This is a genomic window from uncultured Sphingomonas sp., assembly GCF_964237155.1.
Taxonomy (GTDB): Bacteria; Pseudomonadota; Alphaproteobacteria; order Sphingomonadales; family Sphingomonadaceae; genus Sphingomonas.
In genome coordinates this window covers 1-15548 of record NZ_CAXSHH010000057.1, presented here as the reverse complement: position 1 = coordinate 15548, position 15548 = coordinate 1, and the positions used below count along the sequence as shown (strand labels likewise).

Below are 15548 nucleotides of genomic sequence, written 5' to 3'. Positions count from 1 at the left end.
TCGACCGCGAGGGCCGCGACCCGTTCGCGCTGCTCGACGAGATCGCCGACCAGCTTCAACTCGACGTTTGCCCGATGAGCTGGCCCGTCGGCATGGGCGGCGAGTTCGAGGGCGTGCTCGACCTGACGAGCGGCGCGGTCTACCGCCCCGACGGCCCGGCGCGAACCTTCCAGGGCCGCACCGACGCCGCGCCCGTCCTCCCGCCCGCCATCGCCGACGAGGTCGAGCTCGCGCAAGGCGGCTACGCTTCGTTCGACGCCGACCGTTACCGCGCGGGCGACCTGACCCCGGTGTTCTTCGGCTCGGCGCTCAAGGATTTCGGCGTCGCCGAGCTGATCGGCGCGCTGGGCCTCCACGCGCCCGCGCCCCGGCCGCAGCCCGCCGAGCCCGCGCCGATCTCGCCCGACGCCGCCGAGGTCACGGGCTTCGTGTTCAAGGTCCAGGCGAACATGGACCCGCAGCACCGCGACCGCATCGCCTTCATGCGGCTGTGCTCGGGCGTGTTCAAGCGCGGCATGAAGCTGACGCCCTCGGGGACCGGCAAGCCGATCGCGGTCCATTCGCCCATCCTGTTCTTCGCGCAGAATCGCGAGGTCGCCGACGAGGCCTATCCCGGCGATATCATCGGCATCCCCAACCACGGCACGCTCCGCGTCGGCGACACGCTGTCCGAGCGCGCGGCGATCCGCTTCACCGGCCTCCCCAACTTCGCGCCCGAGATCCTGCGCCGGGTGCAACTCAAGGACCCGACCAAGACCAAGCAGCTCAGGAAAGCCCTCGACGACATGGCGGAGGAGGGGGTGACGCAGGTCTTCTATCCCGACATCGGCTCCAACTGGGTGATCGGCGTCGTCGGCCAGCTCCAGCTCGACGTGTTGCTCAGCCGCCTCGACGCGGAGTACAAGGTCGCCGCCGGGCTCGAGCCCGCGCCGTTCGAGACCGCGCGCTGGCTGTCGGCCGCCGACCCCGCCGACCTGCGCGCCTTCGCCGAGCTCAATCGCGGCGGCATGGCCAAGGACCGCGACGGCAACCCGGTGCTACTCGCCAAGAGCGCATGGGAGATCGGCTACATGGCCGACCGCTATCCGAAGGTGGCGTTCGCGACCACGCGCGAGCGGTGACGGTGGCTCAGGCCTCGTCCGCCCGCAACGCGTCGGTTAGTCCCGCGCGGATCGCTCGCAGCGTCGCCAGCACGTCCGGGAATGCCATCGCGTCCGGGGGTGGCGCGACCGCCTCGACCGGGGCGCCGCCCTCACGCGCGAGCAGCTGCTGGACACCCTTCACCGTATATCCGTCGCGGTTGAGCAGTTCGTCGATGCGCCTCGCGAGCGTCACGTCCTCCGGCCGGTAATAGCGCCGGTTGCCCGCGCGCTGGAGCGGGCGGAGCTGGGGGAAGCGCGTCTCCCAATAACGCAGCACATGCTGCGCGACATTCAGCTCGGCCGCGACCTCGCCGATGGTGCGGAACGCGCCCGCCGCCTTGGGGGGCGTTCCCATGGCGGTCAGGTCCCCGAAGCCGTCGAACCGAATTCGGTCAAGTCGACGCGACGATGCGCTCGCGCATCATCTGGCTCGCGCGGAACGTCAGCACGCGCCTGGGCGCGATCGGCACCTCGACGCCCGTCTTGGGGTTGCGCCCGACGCGTTCGCCCTTGTCGCGCAGCACGAAGGTGCCGAAGCCGGAGATCTTGACGTTCTCGCCACCGGATAGCGACTCGCACATCTCCCTCAGTATCTGCTCGACGATCTGCGCGGAGTCGGCGCGACTCAACCCGATCTCCTTGTGCAACGCCTCGGCCAGGTCGGCCCGCGTCAACGTCCCTGTCTGATCCACGATCTCACTCCCCCGATAAGCCGGGTGTTATATGTAATCCAGCCGGATCGGAAGGGGTCGGCGGCGATCCCTTCCGTCCCGAATCGCATGGATCAAAAGCGGACCACCGCCGCGCCCCAGGTGAACCCACCGCCCATGGCTTCCAGCACGACGAGATGCCCCGGCCTGATGCGCCCGTCGCGCACCGCGTGGTCGAGCGCCAGCGGCACCGACGCGGCCGACGTGTTGGCGTGCTGGTCCACCGTCACCACCACCTTTGTCGGGTCGAGCCCAAGCTTCCTGGCGGTCGCGTCGAGGATGCGCGCATTCGCCTGGTGCGGCACGACCCAATCCACTTGGGCGGCGTCCAGCCCCGCCAGCGTCAGCGATTCGGTCATCACCGCCGACAGGTTGTTGACGGCGTGGCGAAACACCTCGCGCCCCTTCATCCGAAGCTTGCCGACCGTGCCCGTCGTCGATGGCCCGCCATCGACATACAGCAGCTCGTTATAGCGCCCGTCGGCATGCAGCTTGACCGCGAGGACGCCGCGTTCCCCCGCATCCGAGCGCGCCTCCATCACGATCGCGCCCGCGCCGTCGCCGAACAGCACGCAGGTCGCCCGGTCCTCCCAATCGAGGATGCGGCTGAACGTCTCGGCGCCGATCACCAGCGCGCGGCTGTGCGCCCCCGCGCGCAGCATCGCGTCCGCCACCTGCACCGCATAGAGGAAGCCCGAACACACCGCGCCGACATCGAACGCGACGCAGTCGAGGATGCCGAGCTTCGCCTGGACGATCGTCGCGCTCGCCGGAAAGGTCTGGTCGGGCGTCGCCGTCGCCAGCACGATCAGGTCGATGTCGGACGCCTCGATCCCCGCCGCCGCGATCGCGCATCGCGCGGCGTCGGTGGCGAGCGAGGCCGTGGTTTCGCCTTCGCCGGCGAGGTGGCGGAAGCGGATGCCGGTACGCTCGACGATCCACTCGTCGGTGGTGTCCACGGTCTTCGCCAGTTCGGCGTTCGATACGCGCCGGACCGGCAGCGCCGATCCCGTGCCCGTGATCACGGAGCGGATCATGCCGCCACGCCCGCTTCGCCCACCGCCTCGAACCGGTTCAGGTCCTCCGCGATCCGCCGGGTCAGGTCGTGGCGCACCATCTTGACCGCGTTGCCGATCGCGGTGGCGACACCCAGCTCGTTCGCGCCGCCATGGCTCTTCACGACGATGCCGTTCAACCCCAGAAAGACCGCGCCGTTGTGCTTGTTCGGGTCGAGATGGTCGCGCAGCAGCTCCGTCGCGGGACGCGAGATCAGGAAGCCGACCTTGGATCGCACCGACGAACGGAACGCGCGCTTCAGCAGGTCCGCCACGAAGCGCGCGGTGCCCTCGGCGGTCTTGAGCGCGATGTTGCCCGAAAAGCCGTCGCACACGATCACGTCGACTTCGCCCCGGCTGAGCCGGTCGCCCTCGATGAAGCCGTCGAACCGCATCGGCAGATGCCCTGCCTCCTTGAGCAGGGAAGCGGCCTCGCGGATCGTGTCGGTGCCCTTCTGGTCCTCGGACCCGATATTCAGAAGCGCGACGCGGGGGGAGTCGAGATCGAGCACCGTGCGGGCGAAGGCGGCCCCCATGACCGCGAACTGCACCAGGTTGCGCGCGTCGCACTCGGCGTTCGCGCCGAGGTCGAGCATGACGACATCGTTGTCGCCCAAGGTCGGCAAGGGCGCGGCGAGCGCGGGCCGGTCGATGCCGGGCATCATGCGAAGCGACAGCTTGGCCATCGCCATCATCGCGCCCGTGTTGCCCGACGACACGGCGGCGGCGGCGCGGCCGCGCTTCACCAGGTCGATCGCGACGCCCATCGAGGTCTTCTTGGCCCGACGCATGGCCACGCTCGGCTTTTCCGAGGAGGAGACGGTCTCGGGCGCGTGGACGATCTCCGACCCGGCGCGCAGGCCCGGATGCGCCCCCAGCCCCTGCGCGATGCGCGCTTCGTCGCCGACCAGCAGGAAGCGGATGCCCTCCGCCGCGCTTCGCGCGCGCGCGACACCCGCCAGCATCACCTGGAGCCCGTCATCGCCACCCATCGCGTCGACCGCGATCCAGTCGCTGTCGGACATCCCCAGCTGGTCCTCCCGGTCGGGTTCTACGCCTCGACCGCGACGATCTCGCGGCCGTTATAATGCCCGCACGAGTTGCAAAGGTTGTGCGGGCGCTTCAGCTCGCCGCAGTTCGGGCACTCCTGGAACGACGCGACGGTCAGCGAGTCGTGACCGCGACGCATGCCGCGCTTGGAGGGCGAAGTTTTTCTCTTGGGGACGGCCATTTCGGCACCTTAGCTGGTCGGGACGTTGGCGCGCCCGATATCGCCCGAGGCCGTGAAGACTCCCGGACCGGACGCGTCGCGAAGCGTGGCGCTATAGCGATTCGACCCGCCGTTGCAAGCACGGCGGCGGACTGCCAGGGCCGGGGAACACCGATTGGGGGATCGACCGATGTTCACGACCACGCTGCCGATCACGATGGTACTCGCGGGTGCGCTCGCGCTCATCAACCTCTGGCTCTCGTTCCGCGTCGGCCAGGTCCGCGGTTCCGAGAAGGTGTCGCTGGGCGATGGCGGCAACGAGCGGGTGCTGCGCCGCATGCGCGCCCACGCCAACTTCGCCGAGAACGCGCCGATCGTGCTGGTCCTGGTGCTGCTGCTCGAATTCGCGGCGGGCACGTCGGTCTGGCTCTGGAGCGCCGCCGCGCTGTTCCTGGTCGCCCGCATCGCGCACGGGCTGGGGATGGACGGCTGGAACGTCGGGCGAATGACCGGCACCGGGATGACGCTGCTCCTCCAGCTCCTGCTCGCGCTGTGGGCGATCTCCGTGCCGCTCACGGGGGCCTACTCCCCCGCCGTCAAGGACGTCGACGCCACCACCGCGCGGGGGTGAACACGGCCGGCTCCCGGGAAACGGCGCTGTCCTACACGCACCGGCCCGGCTAAAATAGTCGCATGCTCTTTCTCATCGTTGACCCCCGCCATCCGCTCGGTGCCCGCGATCACACCCGCGACCGGCCATATGCGTTGAGTTCGCGTCGATAACGCTCGATGATCGTCGAGTCGGCATCAACCGTCGCGGGCCGTTTCGAATATCCAGGCGCTAAATCAATGACTTACGCCAAGAATGGTGCAATTTACCCCGTCGAACGACGGCACCTTCGGCAACATCCGGCGCGTCGCCGCCCCTCACGCCGCCAGCGCCCGGTCGCTCACGAACATGTTGTGCTCGCGCTCATGCCCGAAGGTGCTGGGCTGTCCATGACCCGGGATGAACGCCGTCTCGTTCCCCAGCGGCCATAGCTTCTCCGTGATCGACCGGATCAGCTGGGGGTGGTTCCCCTGCGGCAGGTCGGTTCGCCCGACCGAACCCTGGAACAGCACGTCACCGACCAGCGCGAAGCGCGACGGACGGTGGTGGAACACCACATGCCCCGCCGTGTGCCCCGGCGTCTCGTACACATCGAAGCCCAGGTCCCCAACCGTCACCACGTCGCCCTCGACCAGCCAGCGGTCGGGTTCGAACGGCACGCCGCGGATGCCCCAGCTACGCCCGTCCTCGTCGAGCCGCGCGAGCCAGAAGCGGTCAGCCTCGTGCGACCCCTCGATGGGCACGCCCAACTCGTCGGCGAGCGGCTTGGCTTCGCCAGCATGGTCGATGTGGCCGTGGGTGAGCAGGATCTTCTCGACCGTGACCCCCGCCTGTTCGATCGCGCGCCGGATCCTGGGGAGGTCGCCGCCGGGATCGACCACCGCCGCCTTCATCGTCGCGGTGCACCAGACGAGCGTGCAGTTCTGCTGGATCGGCGTCACCGGGACGATCTGCGCGCGTAGGGGAGGGTTGCTCATGCGGACCGGGATAGGCCGGTGAGCCCATGGCGGCAATCATCGCTTGCCGTCGGGCGGTCGCCTCGCGCATCGCTCGGGCGATGTCCGCCTGGCCCGAACCGTACGTGCTCCTCGACGACGCCCGCCCCGGCGGCGCGGCGGGGCGGTTGTACCGCAGGCCTGTCCGGGTGATCGAGGCGCACGGGGTCGTGGAGATCGCCCCCGCGCTGGAAGCGGTCCGCGCGGGCAACGCCGAGGGGCTGCATGCCGCCGGCTATCTCGCCTACGAGGCCGGCGCGGCGTTCGAGCCCACGCTGCCCCACCCCGCCGCGCCCGCGCCGCTCGTCTGGTTCGGGCTGTTCGAGCGGTGGGAGGAAACGGACGTCGCCGCGCATCTCCCCGACCCGGCGGGCGCGTGGGTCGGCGAGCCGCGCCCCTGCATGGACGAGGGCACCTACGCCGATGAGTTCGCCAAGATCCACGAGCTGATCGCGGCAGGCGATCTTTATCAGGCGAACCTCAGCTTCCGTGCCGCCGTGCCGTTCGCGGGCGACCAGCTCGCGATCTACGCCGCGCTCCGGGCGAGCGCGGGTGCGGGGTGGGGCGGGGTGGTCGCGACCGGCGCGCGCACGCTCCTGTCCTTCTCGCCCGAGCTGTTCTTCACGCTGGAGGACCGCCGCCTGACCTGCCGCCCGATGAAGGGCACCGCTCGTCGGGGCGCGACCCCGGCCGACGATGCGGCCGCCGCCCAGGCGCTCGCCGCCGACCCGAAGCAGCGCGCCGAGAACCTCATGATCGTCGACCTGCTGCGCAACGACCTGTCTCGCGTCGCCGTCCCTGGCAGCGTCGCTACCCCTGAGCTGTTCGCGGTCGAGACCTATCCGACGATCCACCAGATGGTGTCGGTCGTCACCGCCGCGCTCGCCCCCGACCTGGACGCGATCGACATGCTTGCCGCCGCCTTTCCCTGCGGCTCGATCATCGGCGCGCCCAAGGTTCGCGCGCAACAGGCGCTCCACGCGGTCGAGGCGGCGCCGCCGCGTGGATCCTATACCGGCTCGATCGGCCGGATCGACGCGGGCGGCGACGCGGCGTTCAACGTCGCGATCCGCACGCTCGTGATCGAGGGCGGCGCGTCCCCGGCGCTGATCGGTCTCGGATCGGGCATCGTCGCCGACTCGACCGTCGGCGCGGAATGGAACGAATGCCTCGCCAAGGCCGCGTTCCTCGGGGCCGCCCACCGCCGATTCGACCTGATCGAGACGATGGCGTTCGACCCGGAGGAGGGGATCGCCCTGCTCGAACGCCACCTCGAGCGGATGCGGCGGAGCGCCGAGCTATTCGGCTTCGCCTTCGACCGGCACGGCGCGCGCAACGAACTGCAGGCGGCGACTTTTCGCCTGCGCGGCGCTTCGCGCGTCCGGCTGCTGCTCGCGCGCGATGGGGCGATGTCGATCGAGACCGGCGCCATGCCGCCCGCACCGCCCGCGCCCGTCGCGGTGTCGATCAAACCGTTTCCCGTCCACCCGAGCGACTTCCGCCTCCGCCACAAGACGACCGACCGCGCCTTCTATGACCAAGCTCGCCGCGATGCGGGCGGGTTCGAGGTGTTGTTCGAGGATGGGGACGGCCTTTTGACCGAGGGCAGCTTTACTTCGCTCTTCGTGCCCCGGGGCGACCGGCTCGTCACGCCGCCGCTTTCGCGCGGACTTCTCCCCGGGGTGCTGCGCGAGGCGCTGATCGCCGAGGGGCGAGCGGTCGAGGCGGACGTGACCGCCGCCGACCTCGCGGGCGGCTTCTTCATCGGCAACGCGCTTCGCGGTCTCATGCCGGCGGTTGCGGTTTGGGCGGGCGCATCGGTATGAGCGGCGCTCCTCCCCGGAGTCAGCCCATGCAGCCATCCGCCGCGCTCGCCCGCATCAGCCCGTCCCCCACGCTCGCCGTCTCCGCGCGCGTCGGTGCATTGAAACGGCAGGGCATCGACGTGATCGGACTGGGGGCGGGAGAGCCCGATTTCGACACGCCGGATTTCGTGAAGGAGGCCGCGATCGCGGCGATCCGCGCGGGAAAGACCAAATACACCGATGTCGACGGCACGCCCGAGCTGAAGGCGGCGATCGTCGCCAAGTTCAGGCGCGACAACGGCCTGACCTACGGCACCGACCAGATCACGGTGAATGTCGGCGGCAAGCAGACCCTGTTCAACGCGATCGTCGCCACCGTCGAGCCGGGCGACGAGGTGGTTATCCCCGCACCCCATTGGGTGAGCTACCCCGATATCGTCCAGTTCGCGGGCGGCACGCCGGTCGCCGTGCCCGCCGGGCCGGAGCAGGATTACAAGCTCACCCCCGAGGCGCTCGACGCGGCGATCACGCCCCGGACGCGGTGGGTGATCATCAACTCGCCCTCGAACCCGACGGGCGCGGCCTATTTGGCGGGCGAGCTGCGCGCGCTTGGCGAGGTGCTGGCGCGGCACCCGCATGTGTGGGTGCTCTCCGACGATATGTACGAGCATATCGTCTATGACGGCTTCGAGTTCGCGACGATCGCACAAGCCTGTCCCGAGCTGTACGACCGCATCCTGACGGTGAATGGTTGCTCGAAGGCTTATGCGATGACCGGCTGGCGGATCGGTTTCGCGGGCGGCGCGCCCTGGTTGATCAAGGCGATCGCCAAGCTCCAGTCGCAATCGACCTCCAACCCGTGCTCGGTCTCGCAGGCCGCCGCCACCGCCGCGCTGAAGGGCGACCAGTCCTTCCTCCATGAGCGCAACCTGGCGTTCCAGGTCCGGCGCGACCTGGTGCTGTCGATGCTGGGCGAGATCGAGGGGATGACCTGTCCCAAGCCCGACGGCGCGTTCTACGTATATCCATCCTTCGCCCCATTGATCGGGCGGCGGACGCCGGGCGGCAGGGTAATCGATAGCGACGAGGCGTTCGTCACCTATCTGCTCGACGAGGCGCGCGTCGCGGCGGTGCAGGGGGCGGCCTTCGGGCTCTCGCCGGCGATGCGGATCAGCTACGCCACCTCGGACGATCTGCTGCGCGAAGCATGCGCGCGCATCCAGGAGGCATGCCGCGCGCTGACATGAAGCTGGCCCGCGAATGAACGACCGCTCCAGCGTCCGTTCACCCGCCGAAACTATAGGTTGCCGCATCGCTCCTTGCGGCGACCCGTGTCGCTCATGATCTGGGAGCTAACCAAAACCGAACACAGGAATTGTGTCATGCGCAGTCTCAAGCACAGCTTCATCTGGCAGTTCACCGGCGGCTTCCTACTCGGCGCGGTCGGCCTGCTCGCGTTCCAGCCAGCCGAGGCGACGCGCACTTTCGCCAGCCACTTCAGCAGCAGCGCGTCGGCGCAGCGCTGAGCGTGAAGCTTCGGGCGCTTACGATCGGTACGAGCATCGCGGCCCTTGGCTGGGCGTTCGTTTCGACGGGCGCGGTCGCTGAGCGCGCGGTGCCGATCCCGGCCGCGAAGCTCGACGTTCCTCGCGCTGGAAACGACCAGGTCGCCGTGTTCGCGGGCGGGTGCTTCTGGGGTTTGGAGGCGGTGTTCGAGCATGTGCGCGGCGTCCGCTCGGTCCAGTCCGGCTATGCGGGCGGAACCGCCACGACCGCGACCTATGACCAGGTCTCGACCGAGCGCACCGGCCATGCCGAGGCGGTGCGGATCGTCTATGACCCCGCGCAGGTGAGCTACGCGACATTGCTCCGCGTCTTCTTCTCGGTCGCGCACGATCCGACCCAGCTTAATCGGCAGACGCCCGATGTGGGACCGAGCTACCGCTCCGCGGTGTTCCCGCAGACGCCGCAGCAGCGGCTGGTCGCCCGGCGCTACATGGCGCAACTCGGCGCGGCCAAGGCTTATCCGCGCGCCATCGTGACGAAGATAGAGGGCGGGGCGTTCTACCCGGCCGAAGCCTATCACCAGGATTTCTGGCGCAAGAACCCGACCCATCCGTACATCGTTCGCTGGGACAAGCCCAAGGTCGCCGCCTTCCGCGTGGGGTTTCCGGCGCTCGCGCGCTAAGCGGCGAGAGGAAAGCGCAGCATCCGGTCTTCGACGGGCAACAACGCCTCGGCCGCGCCGCCGACCGCGCGGCGGATCTCCTTGTGCGTCGCGTCGAGCCCGCCGGTGAGCGATCCGAAGGCGGGTAGGATCAGCTTGGTCGGGGTCGCGACGAAGCAGCGGCGCGCGACCTGACGCCCGCGGACGCGGACGCGCAGCTTAGGGTGGAAATGGCCCGACAGCTCGCAGGCGGGCTCGCGCGGGTTGGCCTCATGGCGGAGCACCAAGCCGTCGACCGTCGCCTCGGTCGCGACCTCGCCGCCGCAGCGGTCGAGGATCTCGGGATCGTGGTTGCCGGTAATCCAGGTCCAGCGCGTCGCCGACGTCAGCGCGCGCAGGCGGCGCTGCGCCTCGGCGGGCAGGCGGTCGCAGCCGCCGACATCGTGGAAGCTGTCGCCCAGGCACCAGATCTCGCGCGCAGCCGTAGCCGCGACCAGCACCTCGATCTCGGCGAGGGTGGCGAGCGAGTCGTAGGGCGGGAGCATCTGCCCGCGCATCGCGAACCAGCTCGCTTTCTCGAAATGGAGATCGGCGAGGAGCAACGCGGCGCGGGCGGGCCAATGCACCGCGCCTGATGCGTGTGCACGGAGCGCGTGTCCACCGAACGAAAACGGAACCATGCCGCCGCCCATGCCGCCGAGCGTTAATCAGATCAAGGCGTTAGCGCGTCATCCGGCATAGGCGAGCACCAGATCGTGGAGATAATCGCGCCCGTCATGGAGCGAGCGGACGCGGATGCGCTCGTTCAGTCCGTGGATGCCGCCCAGGTCCTTGTCGATAAAGATGCCCGGCACGCCGTATACGGGGATGCCGAGCGCGGCGAAGAACACCCCGTCGGTCGCGCCCGTCGACATGAGCGGCAGCACCGGCACGCCCGGAAAGTGCTTCGCCGCGATGCGGGTGACCGGTCCCAGGATCTTGGGATCGAGCGCCGGCGGCTTGGCGGTCGGGCGCACCGGCTGATTGGCGGTGACGGTGACCTTGGGCCCCGCGAGCTCCTTGAGCTTGGCGAGCGTCGCGTCGACGGTCTCGCCGGGGAAGATGCGGCAATTGACGTTTGCGGTCGCGCTTTGGGGCAGCGCGTTCTCCGCATGGCCCGCCTTGACGAGCGTCGTCACGCAGGTGGTGCGTAGGGTCGAGTGAAACGCCTTGTCGCGGCTGACGATCGCGTCGGCCGCCTTGTCCTCCGGGTTCGCGAGCAGGCGGGTGATCGCGCCGCCGACCTCGCCTCCTTGGGCCTTGGCGGTCGCGCCGAAGAAGGCGCGGGTGGTGTCGGTGAAGCGGACGGGGAACTCGTAGCCCTGCACCGCGCGGATCGCGGCGGCGAGTTCGTAGATCGCGTTGTCGGGCACGGGCTGCGAGCTGTGGCCGCCCGGGTTGGTCGCGGTGAAGGTGTAGTTCTGCGCCGCCTTCTCGCCGACCTGGATCGCCAGCAGCTGGCGCTTGCCCGTCTCGTCCAGGCGACCGCCGCCGCCTTCGTTCAGGACGAACTCGGCCGCGATCAGGTCGGGGCGGTTCTTGGTCAGCCACTGCGCGCCGTTCCAGGCGAAGGTCGTCTCCTCGCCGCAGGTCAGCGCGAGCTTGATCGTGCGCTTGGGCGCCTGCTTGCCCGCCTTCAGCCGAATCATCGTGTCGGCCCAGATCGCCGACATCGCCTTGTCGTCGACGGTGCCGCGGGCATAGTAATAGCCGCGTTCCTCGACGAGCTTGAACGGGTCGCGGGTCCAGTCCTTGGGGTCGGCCTCGACCACGTCGAGATGGCCGAGCAGCAGCATGGGCTTGAGGCGGGTGTCGCTGCCCGGCAGCACCGCGACGATCCCGCCCTCCTTCGGGTGCTCGGGCACGGAGAAGAGGGTGATGTCGCGGTCGGCGTAACCGGCGCGCTTCATCCGCCCGGCGATCTGCGCGGCGGCGCGGGTGCAGTCGCCCTTGCTGATCGTCGTGTCGGTCTCGACCAGCTCCTTATAGAGATCGAAGAAGGCGCGCTGGTCGGGGCGTCCTTGCGCGGTCGCCGCTTGCGGCCCGGCCAGCAACGCCGCCGCCGTCAGCCATCCTATCATACGCCCCATCATGCCCATTCCCCTTGTCGGCGCGGAGGTTAGCCCTGCGGGCGCGTCGCCGGCAAGGTCGCGCGCGACGCGAAGCCGCTCCCGCGCGGCATGGTCAGCCGGACCTCGCGGTTGGCGAAGTCGATGTTCACGCGCCGGAACATGCGCAGCGCGTCCATGCCGAGCAGCAGAGCGGGCTTGGTCTCCAGCCCCCATTCCTTGAACGGCGCGGAGGCGGAGAAGGCGATGGGCAGGTTTTCGAAGGTGACCGCGCCGATCTTGACCTGCGGCACCTGAGTGTAGCCCGCGACCAACTTGCCGCCGATGACGCTGATCAGCTCGATGTCGCGCATGCCCTTGTGCGAGCGCGCGACGCGGCGGCGGAGCGCCTCGTTGCCCATGCTGACCTCGGTGCCGGTATCGAGGATCACGCGGACCTTGGTGCCGCGGAAATCGGCGTCGGTGACGACGAGCTGGCCGAACAGGCTGCGCGCCTGGATGACGATCTCGCCCGGCGCGCCCGCGCGCTTGCGGCGGGCGCGCTTGGTGGAGGGGGAGACGCGCATCGTCTCCGTGTCGAAGTCGATCGCGACCGCGTGGCCCTGGAGCGTGTCGATGCCCAGGATGCCGTTCGCGCCCATGTGCCGCCGCTCGAGCGCGGGCGCCTCGATCTTCGCGCCCGCGAAGCTCGAGACGCTCAGCGACGAGATGAGCACGGTGCCGACATTGGCCCGGCCGGTCATCGCGACTAGCCGGACGTCGCGGCCGCGCGGCAGGCCGAGCTCGCTCGCCAGCTCGCGCGAGATCACCGTCCGCTGCGCGCCCGTGTCGATGATGAAGCGGTGCGGCCCGGTGCCCGCGATCTGGACGGGCACAGTCATCCGCGCGCGTTCCATAAGGAACGCCAGACCCTCGTCGGTCGCCTGGGGGACGGGCGAGGGCGGCGCTTCCTGCGCGGGGGCGGCTGCGGCGAGCAGAAGGGCGGGGAAGATCAAAGCGCCACGCATGAAACGGAAAGGGTGCGCCCGATGCGGACCTTTGGCAAGCGACGGGCCGCGCGGGTCGAGGCGAGCCGCGCGGGGAAGGTGATCTGAATCGCCAGGCCGGGGGGCGAAGGTAACGAAGTTCACGCCCGTTCGGCAATTCCGTGTCGCCAGGCTTTCCGGGTATTGCGCGGTAGAGGGCGGAAGATCACTAAAGGTCACGCCAAAAACGTCGCGATTACGGGAAGCCACGTGTCGGCGAACATGAACAAGTTGAGGGAAGTATAGGCGTACAAGCATGTCGAGCCGCGGACGAGCCGTGCCGTTTGCAAAGGGGATTGGGCCGCTAGTTGGCGAGATTGGAGTGGCGTCCACGCACCGCCCCCGCGCTCGGTCGGCGACAAACGTGCGGCGGCTGGTCAAGGCGGGGCGGGTGCTCACCGACCAGTGTGGAGCACACAGAATCCAACATTGGAAGGGGGTGCCGATCAGTACCGAACGCCGCTCGCCGCCTCCGCTGCAGCGAACTCGCTGACGAACAGCCGTGCCTCATGCCGGTCGAGAAACGCCTCGACGGTCGGCGATGACGCTTCCGTAACCACGAGCGGGACCAGCACGCTCGCGTTAAGATAGAAGGTCACCAGCGTTGTTCATCGGCGAGCGCGCGCAACATGTCGTTCGAATCAACATCGATCGACGGCCGCGCCTCACGCCGCGCGCGCAGCCGGTCGAAGCCGGCGCGCCTGTCGGCGGGCGGCACCCCCTTCGGAAGCGCCGGCCCTATCTCGACGACGCGGCCGTGCCGGGTGATGAGCACCTCCTCGCCGTCGAGCGCCCGGTCGATCAGCCCGGGCAACCCGTTCTTCGCCTCCGCCACGCTATGGCTGCTCATCGGAAATTCCTGATCGGGACAGTATAGCTATAATTATAGCTATTTTCAACATTGAGGATGGTATTGTTCCCTAAAAGAGCAATGGGCACCCTCACCTAAAATTCCATCAGCGACCGTGACGGGTCGAGGCGGGGCGGGTGCTCACCGAGCAGTGTGGTGCATGGAAAATCCAATATTGGAGGGGGCTGGACGGTCGCTTTGTACCAGTTGCAAGCTGTGCTAAGCGACGATGATGCGGGTCACCATTGCGCAAGTCGTCGACGCCTTCGACCTGCTCTATAGCAACATTCACGATCGGGCGTTTCGTAAATCGCTAAGGCTCGATCAGTGGAGCGAGCGCGAGCTTCTTCCACTCGTGCGGTCTTCCCTCCTGGGGTACTTCCGCGTATGCGCGCCCGAAGTGAAGGTTCGGCTTCCTGGTGGGAAGTCCGGATACGGCTATGTGGATTTTATGATTGGAAATATCGCTGTAGAGCTCGCAGTTCGTAGGCCAAAGGACCGGAAAAGCCCTCTTTCAGCAGCATTCAACACCACCGAAATTAAGAAACTAATGATGCATTCAGGACCATCAGTTCTAATACTTTATGACTTTTCTCGTCATCCCTTCGAGGAGCACGAACTTGAACGATATCGTGAGTATCCAAGTTTTGGCAAAGGCAACTTTATAAAATCTGGGTTTAATATCTCATACTTTTTTCTAAGTGACGCGAGAAGGCGAGATTACGACTCTTACCAGATGAACATTCGCGTTTAAGGACTGAGATAACAGCGGGTGGGGTGTCGCGGTTCTCTCAAACTAGAATCTCCAAACTTAACGGTCCGTCCGATCTAACGTACAAGCAAAACAAGTTCTCTGAAACGGAACACGCCGATCAGAAAAGGGCGCGATGTACAGCTTCGATCGGGAAGCAAGCCGGATCGATAAGTGGACTTGTAACTAAGAAGTACCGGAGCGTCCAATCACTTTTAGAAAACCCGCCAAGCACTGAAGCGCCATCCCCTGATGATGATCTACTTGCATCACTGCGATGGCGAGTAGCAAGCATAGCTTCGCGCCCTGCTCTCTTTGCTCGATAGATGTCTGTGTCGCTTGGCTAAACAGCAGTCCACCATCGTGCGCGTAAAGGATACGATTGCGCGCATTGGCCGCGCTTGCGATCAGCTTGTCGACCTTCCGGGAGCCGGCCACCCTTTGCACTGCGGCGTCGAAGAAGTCGCCTTCCTCAACGTCCGGCTTCGAGCCGATCATACCCAGCGGGTCTGCAAGCTGAAGATGCACATTCGCGAGATCGTCCGGCAAGTCGACGAATTGTTGGAGCGGCAAAGCAACGGTCAGATTCGGCGGGTCAGCTGACAACGTTACCACCAAGTTAATTTCTTTGTCTCCGGCTATCTCATGCCGGACGGCGTTCAAGAAAAACGGGACAGCCGCCTTATGCGGATGTCTCCGCAGGTCGACTAGGTGAGCGCCTGGATATTCACGTAGTTGCAGGCTGCGTATTAAGGCGGATGCTGCCTCCTCAGCGGCTGTGATTGCTCTGAACGATGCTATCTCTCTATCTATCGAGAGCAGCACCTTTGCGCGCGCAAAGCCGTCAAGCGCGTTTTCTGCCCGATATCGTACCTCCGGTGAAAGCCTCCGAACCGCTTTAGGAAGAAGTTGTTGAAATTGCTCGACCTCCGCCGCGCCTTCAATCAATGGTTGGTGTCGCTCAGCTGGAAGATCGATCATATCGAAACCATAAAGTGATCCGCTCTCTCTTCGCAATGACTGCCCACCCAAAGACGGCAAACAGCCGAAGCGAGATGCGCAACAGGCTTAGGCTCCAGACTCGTTCACAGCCAGAACGCGAGCGCGGTGGCGAGCGCCA

19 protein-coding genes are annotated in these 15548 nt (G+C 67.3%); 7 read left to right on the top strand and 12 right to left on the bottom strand.

The genetic code is table 11. From position 1 onward, the window contains the following. On the top strand, window positions 1-1121 hold a 1121-nt coding region (locus tag ACFE71_RS11755; RefSeq protein ID WP_375428974.1), incomplete at its 5' end, for an EF-Tu/IF-2/RF-3 family GTPase. A 7-nt stretch (window positions 1122-1128) separates the two neighbouring features. On the opposite strand, the gene ACFE71_RS11750 is transcribed toward ACFE71_RS11755, so the two are convergent. The 5 genes from ACFE71_RS11750 to rpmF form a co-directional block, all read right to left on the bottom strand. Beyond that, on the bottom strand, window positions 1129-1497 hold the full coding sequence (locus tag ACFE71_RS11750) for a MerR family transcriptional regulator (RefSeq protein ID WP_375428973.1): 369 nt from the start codon (window positions 1495-1497) through the stop codon (window positions 1129-1131). 37 nt (window positions 1498-1534) lie between these two features. Continuing rightward, a complete protein-coding gene (locus ACFE71_RS11745) occupies window positions 1535-1834 on the bottom strand; it encodes an integration host factor subunit alpha (RefSeq protein WP_375428972.1) in 300 nt (99 codons plus the stop codon). Between the two features lie 92 nt (window positions 1835-1926). Continuing rightward, on the bottom strand, window positions 1927-2889 hold the full coding sequence (locus tag ACFE71_RS11740) for a beta-ketoacyl-ACP synthase III (protein ID WP_375428971.1): 963 nt from the start codon (window positions 2887-2889) through the stop codon (window positions 1927-1929). Then, window positions 2886-3932 (bottom strand): phosphate acyltransferase PlsX, encoded by a 1047-nt coding sequence (gene plsX, locus ACFE71_RS11735; RefSeq protein WP_375428970.1) that lies wholly within the window; start codon window positions 3930-3932, stop codon window positions 2886-2888. Before plsX ends, ACFE71_RS11740 begins: the two co-directional genes overlap by 4 nt. Window positions 3933-3958: 26 nt before the next feature. Further along, window positions 3959-4138 (bottom strand): 50S ribosomal protein L32, encoded by a 180-nt coding sequence (gene rpmF, locus ACFE71_RS11730; RefSeq protein ID WP_375428969.1) that lies wholly within the window; start codon window positions 4136-4138, stop codon window positions 3959-3961. Between the two features lie 169 nt (window positions 4139-4307). On the opposite strand from rpmF, the gene ACFE71_RS11725 reads away from it, so the two are divergent. After that, the gene (locus ACFE71_RS11725) at window positions 4308-4748 is read left to right on the top strand and encodes an MAPEG family protein (protein ID WP_375428968.1); all 441 of its coding nucleotides are present in this window, start codon (window positions 4308-4310) and stop codon (window positions 4746-4748) included. A gap of 296 nt (window positions 4749-5044) precedes the next feature. On the opposite strand, the gene ACFE71_RS11720 is transcribed toward ACFE71_RS11725, so the two are convergent. After that, on the bottom strand, window positions 5045-5704 hold the full coding sequence (locus ACFE71_RS11720) for an MBL fold metallo-hydrolase (protein WP_375428967.1): 660 nt from the start codon (window positions 5702-5704) through the stop codon (window positions 5045-5047). A gap of 80 nt (window positions 5705-5784) precedes the next feature. Between ACFE71_RS11720 and pabB the strand changes: the two genes are divergently transcribed. The 4 genes from pabB to msrA all read left to right on the top strand — a co-directional run bounded on the left by pabB (window position 5785) and on the right by msrA (window position 9715). Then, window positions 5785-7548 carry an aminodeoxychorismate synthase component I gene (gene pabB, locus ACFE71_RS11715; protein ID WP_375428977.1) on the top strand — a complete coding sequence of 588 codons (1764 nt, stop codon included), beginning with the start codon at window positions 5785-5787 and terminating at the stop codon, window positions 7546-7548. 26 nt (window positions 7549-7574) lie between these two features. Then, on the top strand, window positions 7575-8774 hold the full coding sequence (locus tag ACFE71_RS11710) for a pyridoxal phosphate-dependent aminotransferase (RefSeq protein ID WP_375428966.1): 1200 nt from the start codon (window positions 7575-7577) through the stop codon (window positions 8772-8774). Between the two features lie 135 nt (window positions 8775-8909). Continuing rightward, window positions 8910-9053 carry a hypothetical protein gene (locus tag ACFE71_RS11705; protein ID WP_375428965.1) on the top strand — a complete coding sequence of 48 codons (144 nt, stop codon included), beginning with the start codon at window positions 8910-8912 and terminating at the stop codon, window positions 9051-9053. Window positions 9054-9076: 23 nt separating this feature from the next. After that, the gene (msrA, locus tag ACFE71_RS11700) at window positions 9077-9715 is read left to right on the top strand and encodes a peptide-methionine (S)-S-oxide reductase MsrA (protein ID WP_375428976.1); all 639 of its coding nucleotides are present in this window, start codon (window positions 9077-9079) and stop codon (window positions 9713-9715) included. Here the strand turns inward: msrA and pdeM are convergent. From pdeM to ACFE71_RS11675, 5 genes are all read right to left on the bottom strand, one after another. After that, window positions 9712-10374: a ligase-associated DNA damage response endonuclease PdeM gene (pdeM, locus tag ACFE71_RS11695; protein WP_375428964.1), complete on the bottom strand. Its 663-nt coding sequence runs from the start codon at window positions 10372-10374 to the stop codon at window positions 9712-9714. The two genes, msrA and pdeM, sit on opposite strands and share 4 nt — an antisense overlap. Before the next feature lie 48 nt (window positions 10375-10422). Next, the gene (locus ACFE71_RS11690) at window positions 10423-11823 is read right to left on the bottom strand and encodes a M20/M25/M40 family metallo-hydrolase (RefSeq protein WP_375428975.1); all 1401 of its coding nucleotides are present in this window, start codon (window positions 11821-11823) and stop codon (window positions 10423-10425) included. Window positions 11824-11852: 29 nt separating this feature from the next. Beyond that, on the bottom strand, window positions 11853-12809 hold the full coding sequence (locus ACFE71_RS11685) for an aspartyl protease family protein (protein ID WP_375428963.1): 957 nt from the start codon (window positions 12807-12809) through the stop codon (window positions 11853-11855). A gap of 464 nt (window positions 12810-13273) precedes the next feature. After that, window positions 13274-13426, bottom strand: coding sequence for a hypothetical protein (locus ACFE71_RS11680; protein WP_375428962.1), 153 nt, complete (start codon window positions 13424-13426; stop codon window positions 13274-13276). Then, complete coding sequence (locus ACFE71_RS11675; protein WP_375428961.1) at window positions 13423-13677, bottom strand: type II toxin-antitoxin system Phd/YefM family antitoxin; 255 nt, start codon at window positions 13675-13677, stop codon at window positions 13423-13425. Before ACFE71_RS11675 ends, ACFE71_RS11680 begins: the two co-directional genes overlap by 4 nt. Window positions 13678-13906: 229 nt before the next feature. Between ACFE71_RS11675 and ACFE71_RS11670 the strand changes: the two genes are divergently transcribed. Further along, on the top strand, window positions 13907-14431 hold the full coding sequence (locus ACFE71_RS11670) for a hypothetical protein (protein ID WP_375428960.1): 525 nt from the start codon (window positions 13907-13909) through the stop codon (window positions 14429-14431). Window positions 14432-14614: 183 nt separating this feature from the next. On the opposite strand, the gene ACFE71_RS11665 is transcribed toward ACFE71_RS11670, so the two are convergent. Further along, window positions 14615-15409, bottom strand: a complete 795-nt coding sequence (locus ACFE71_RS11665) for a hypothetical protein (protein WP_375428959.1) — start codon at window positions 15407-15409, stop codon at window positions 14615-14617. Between the last annotated feature and the right edge of the window lie 139 nt (window positions 15410-15548).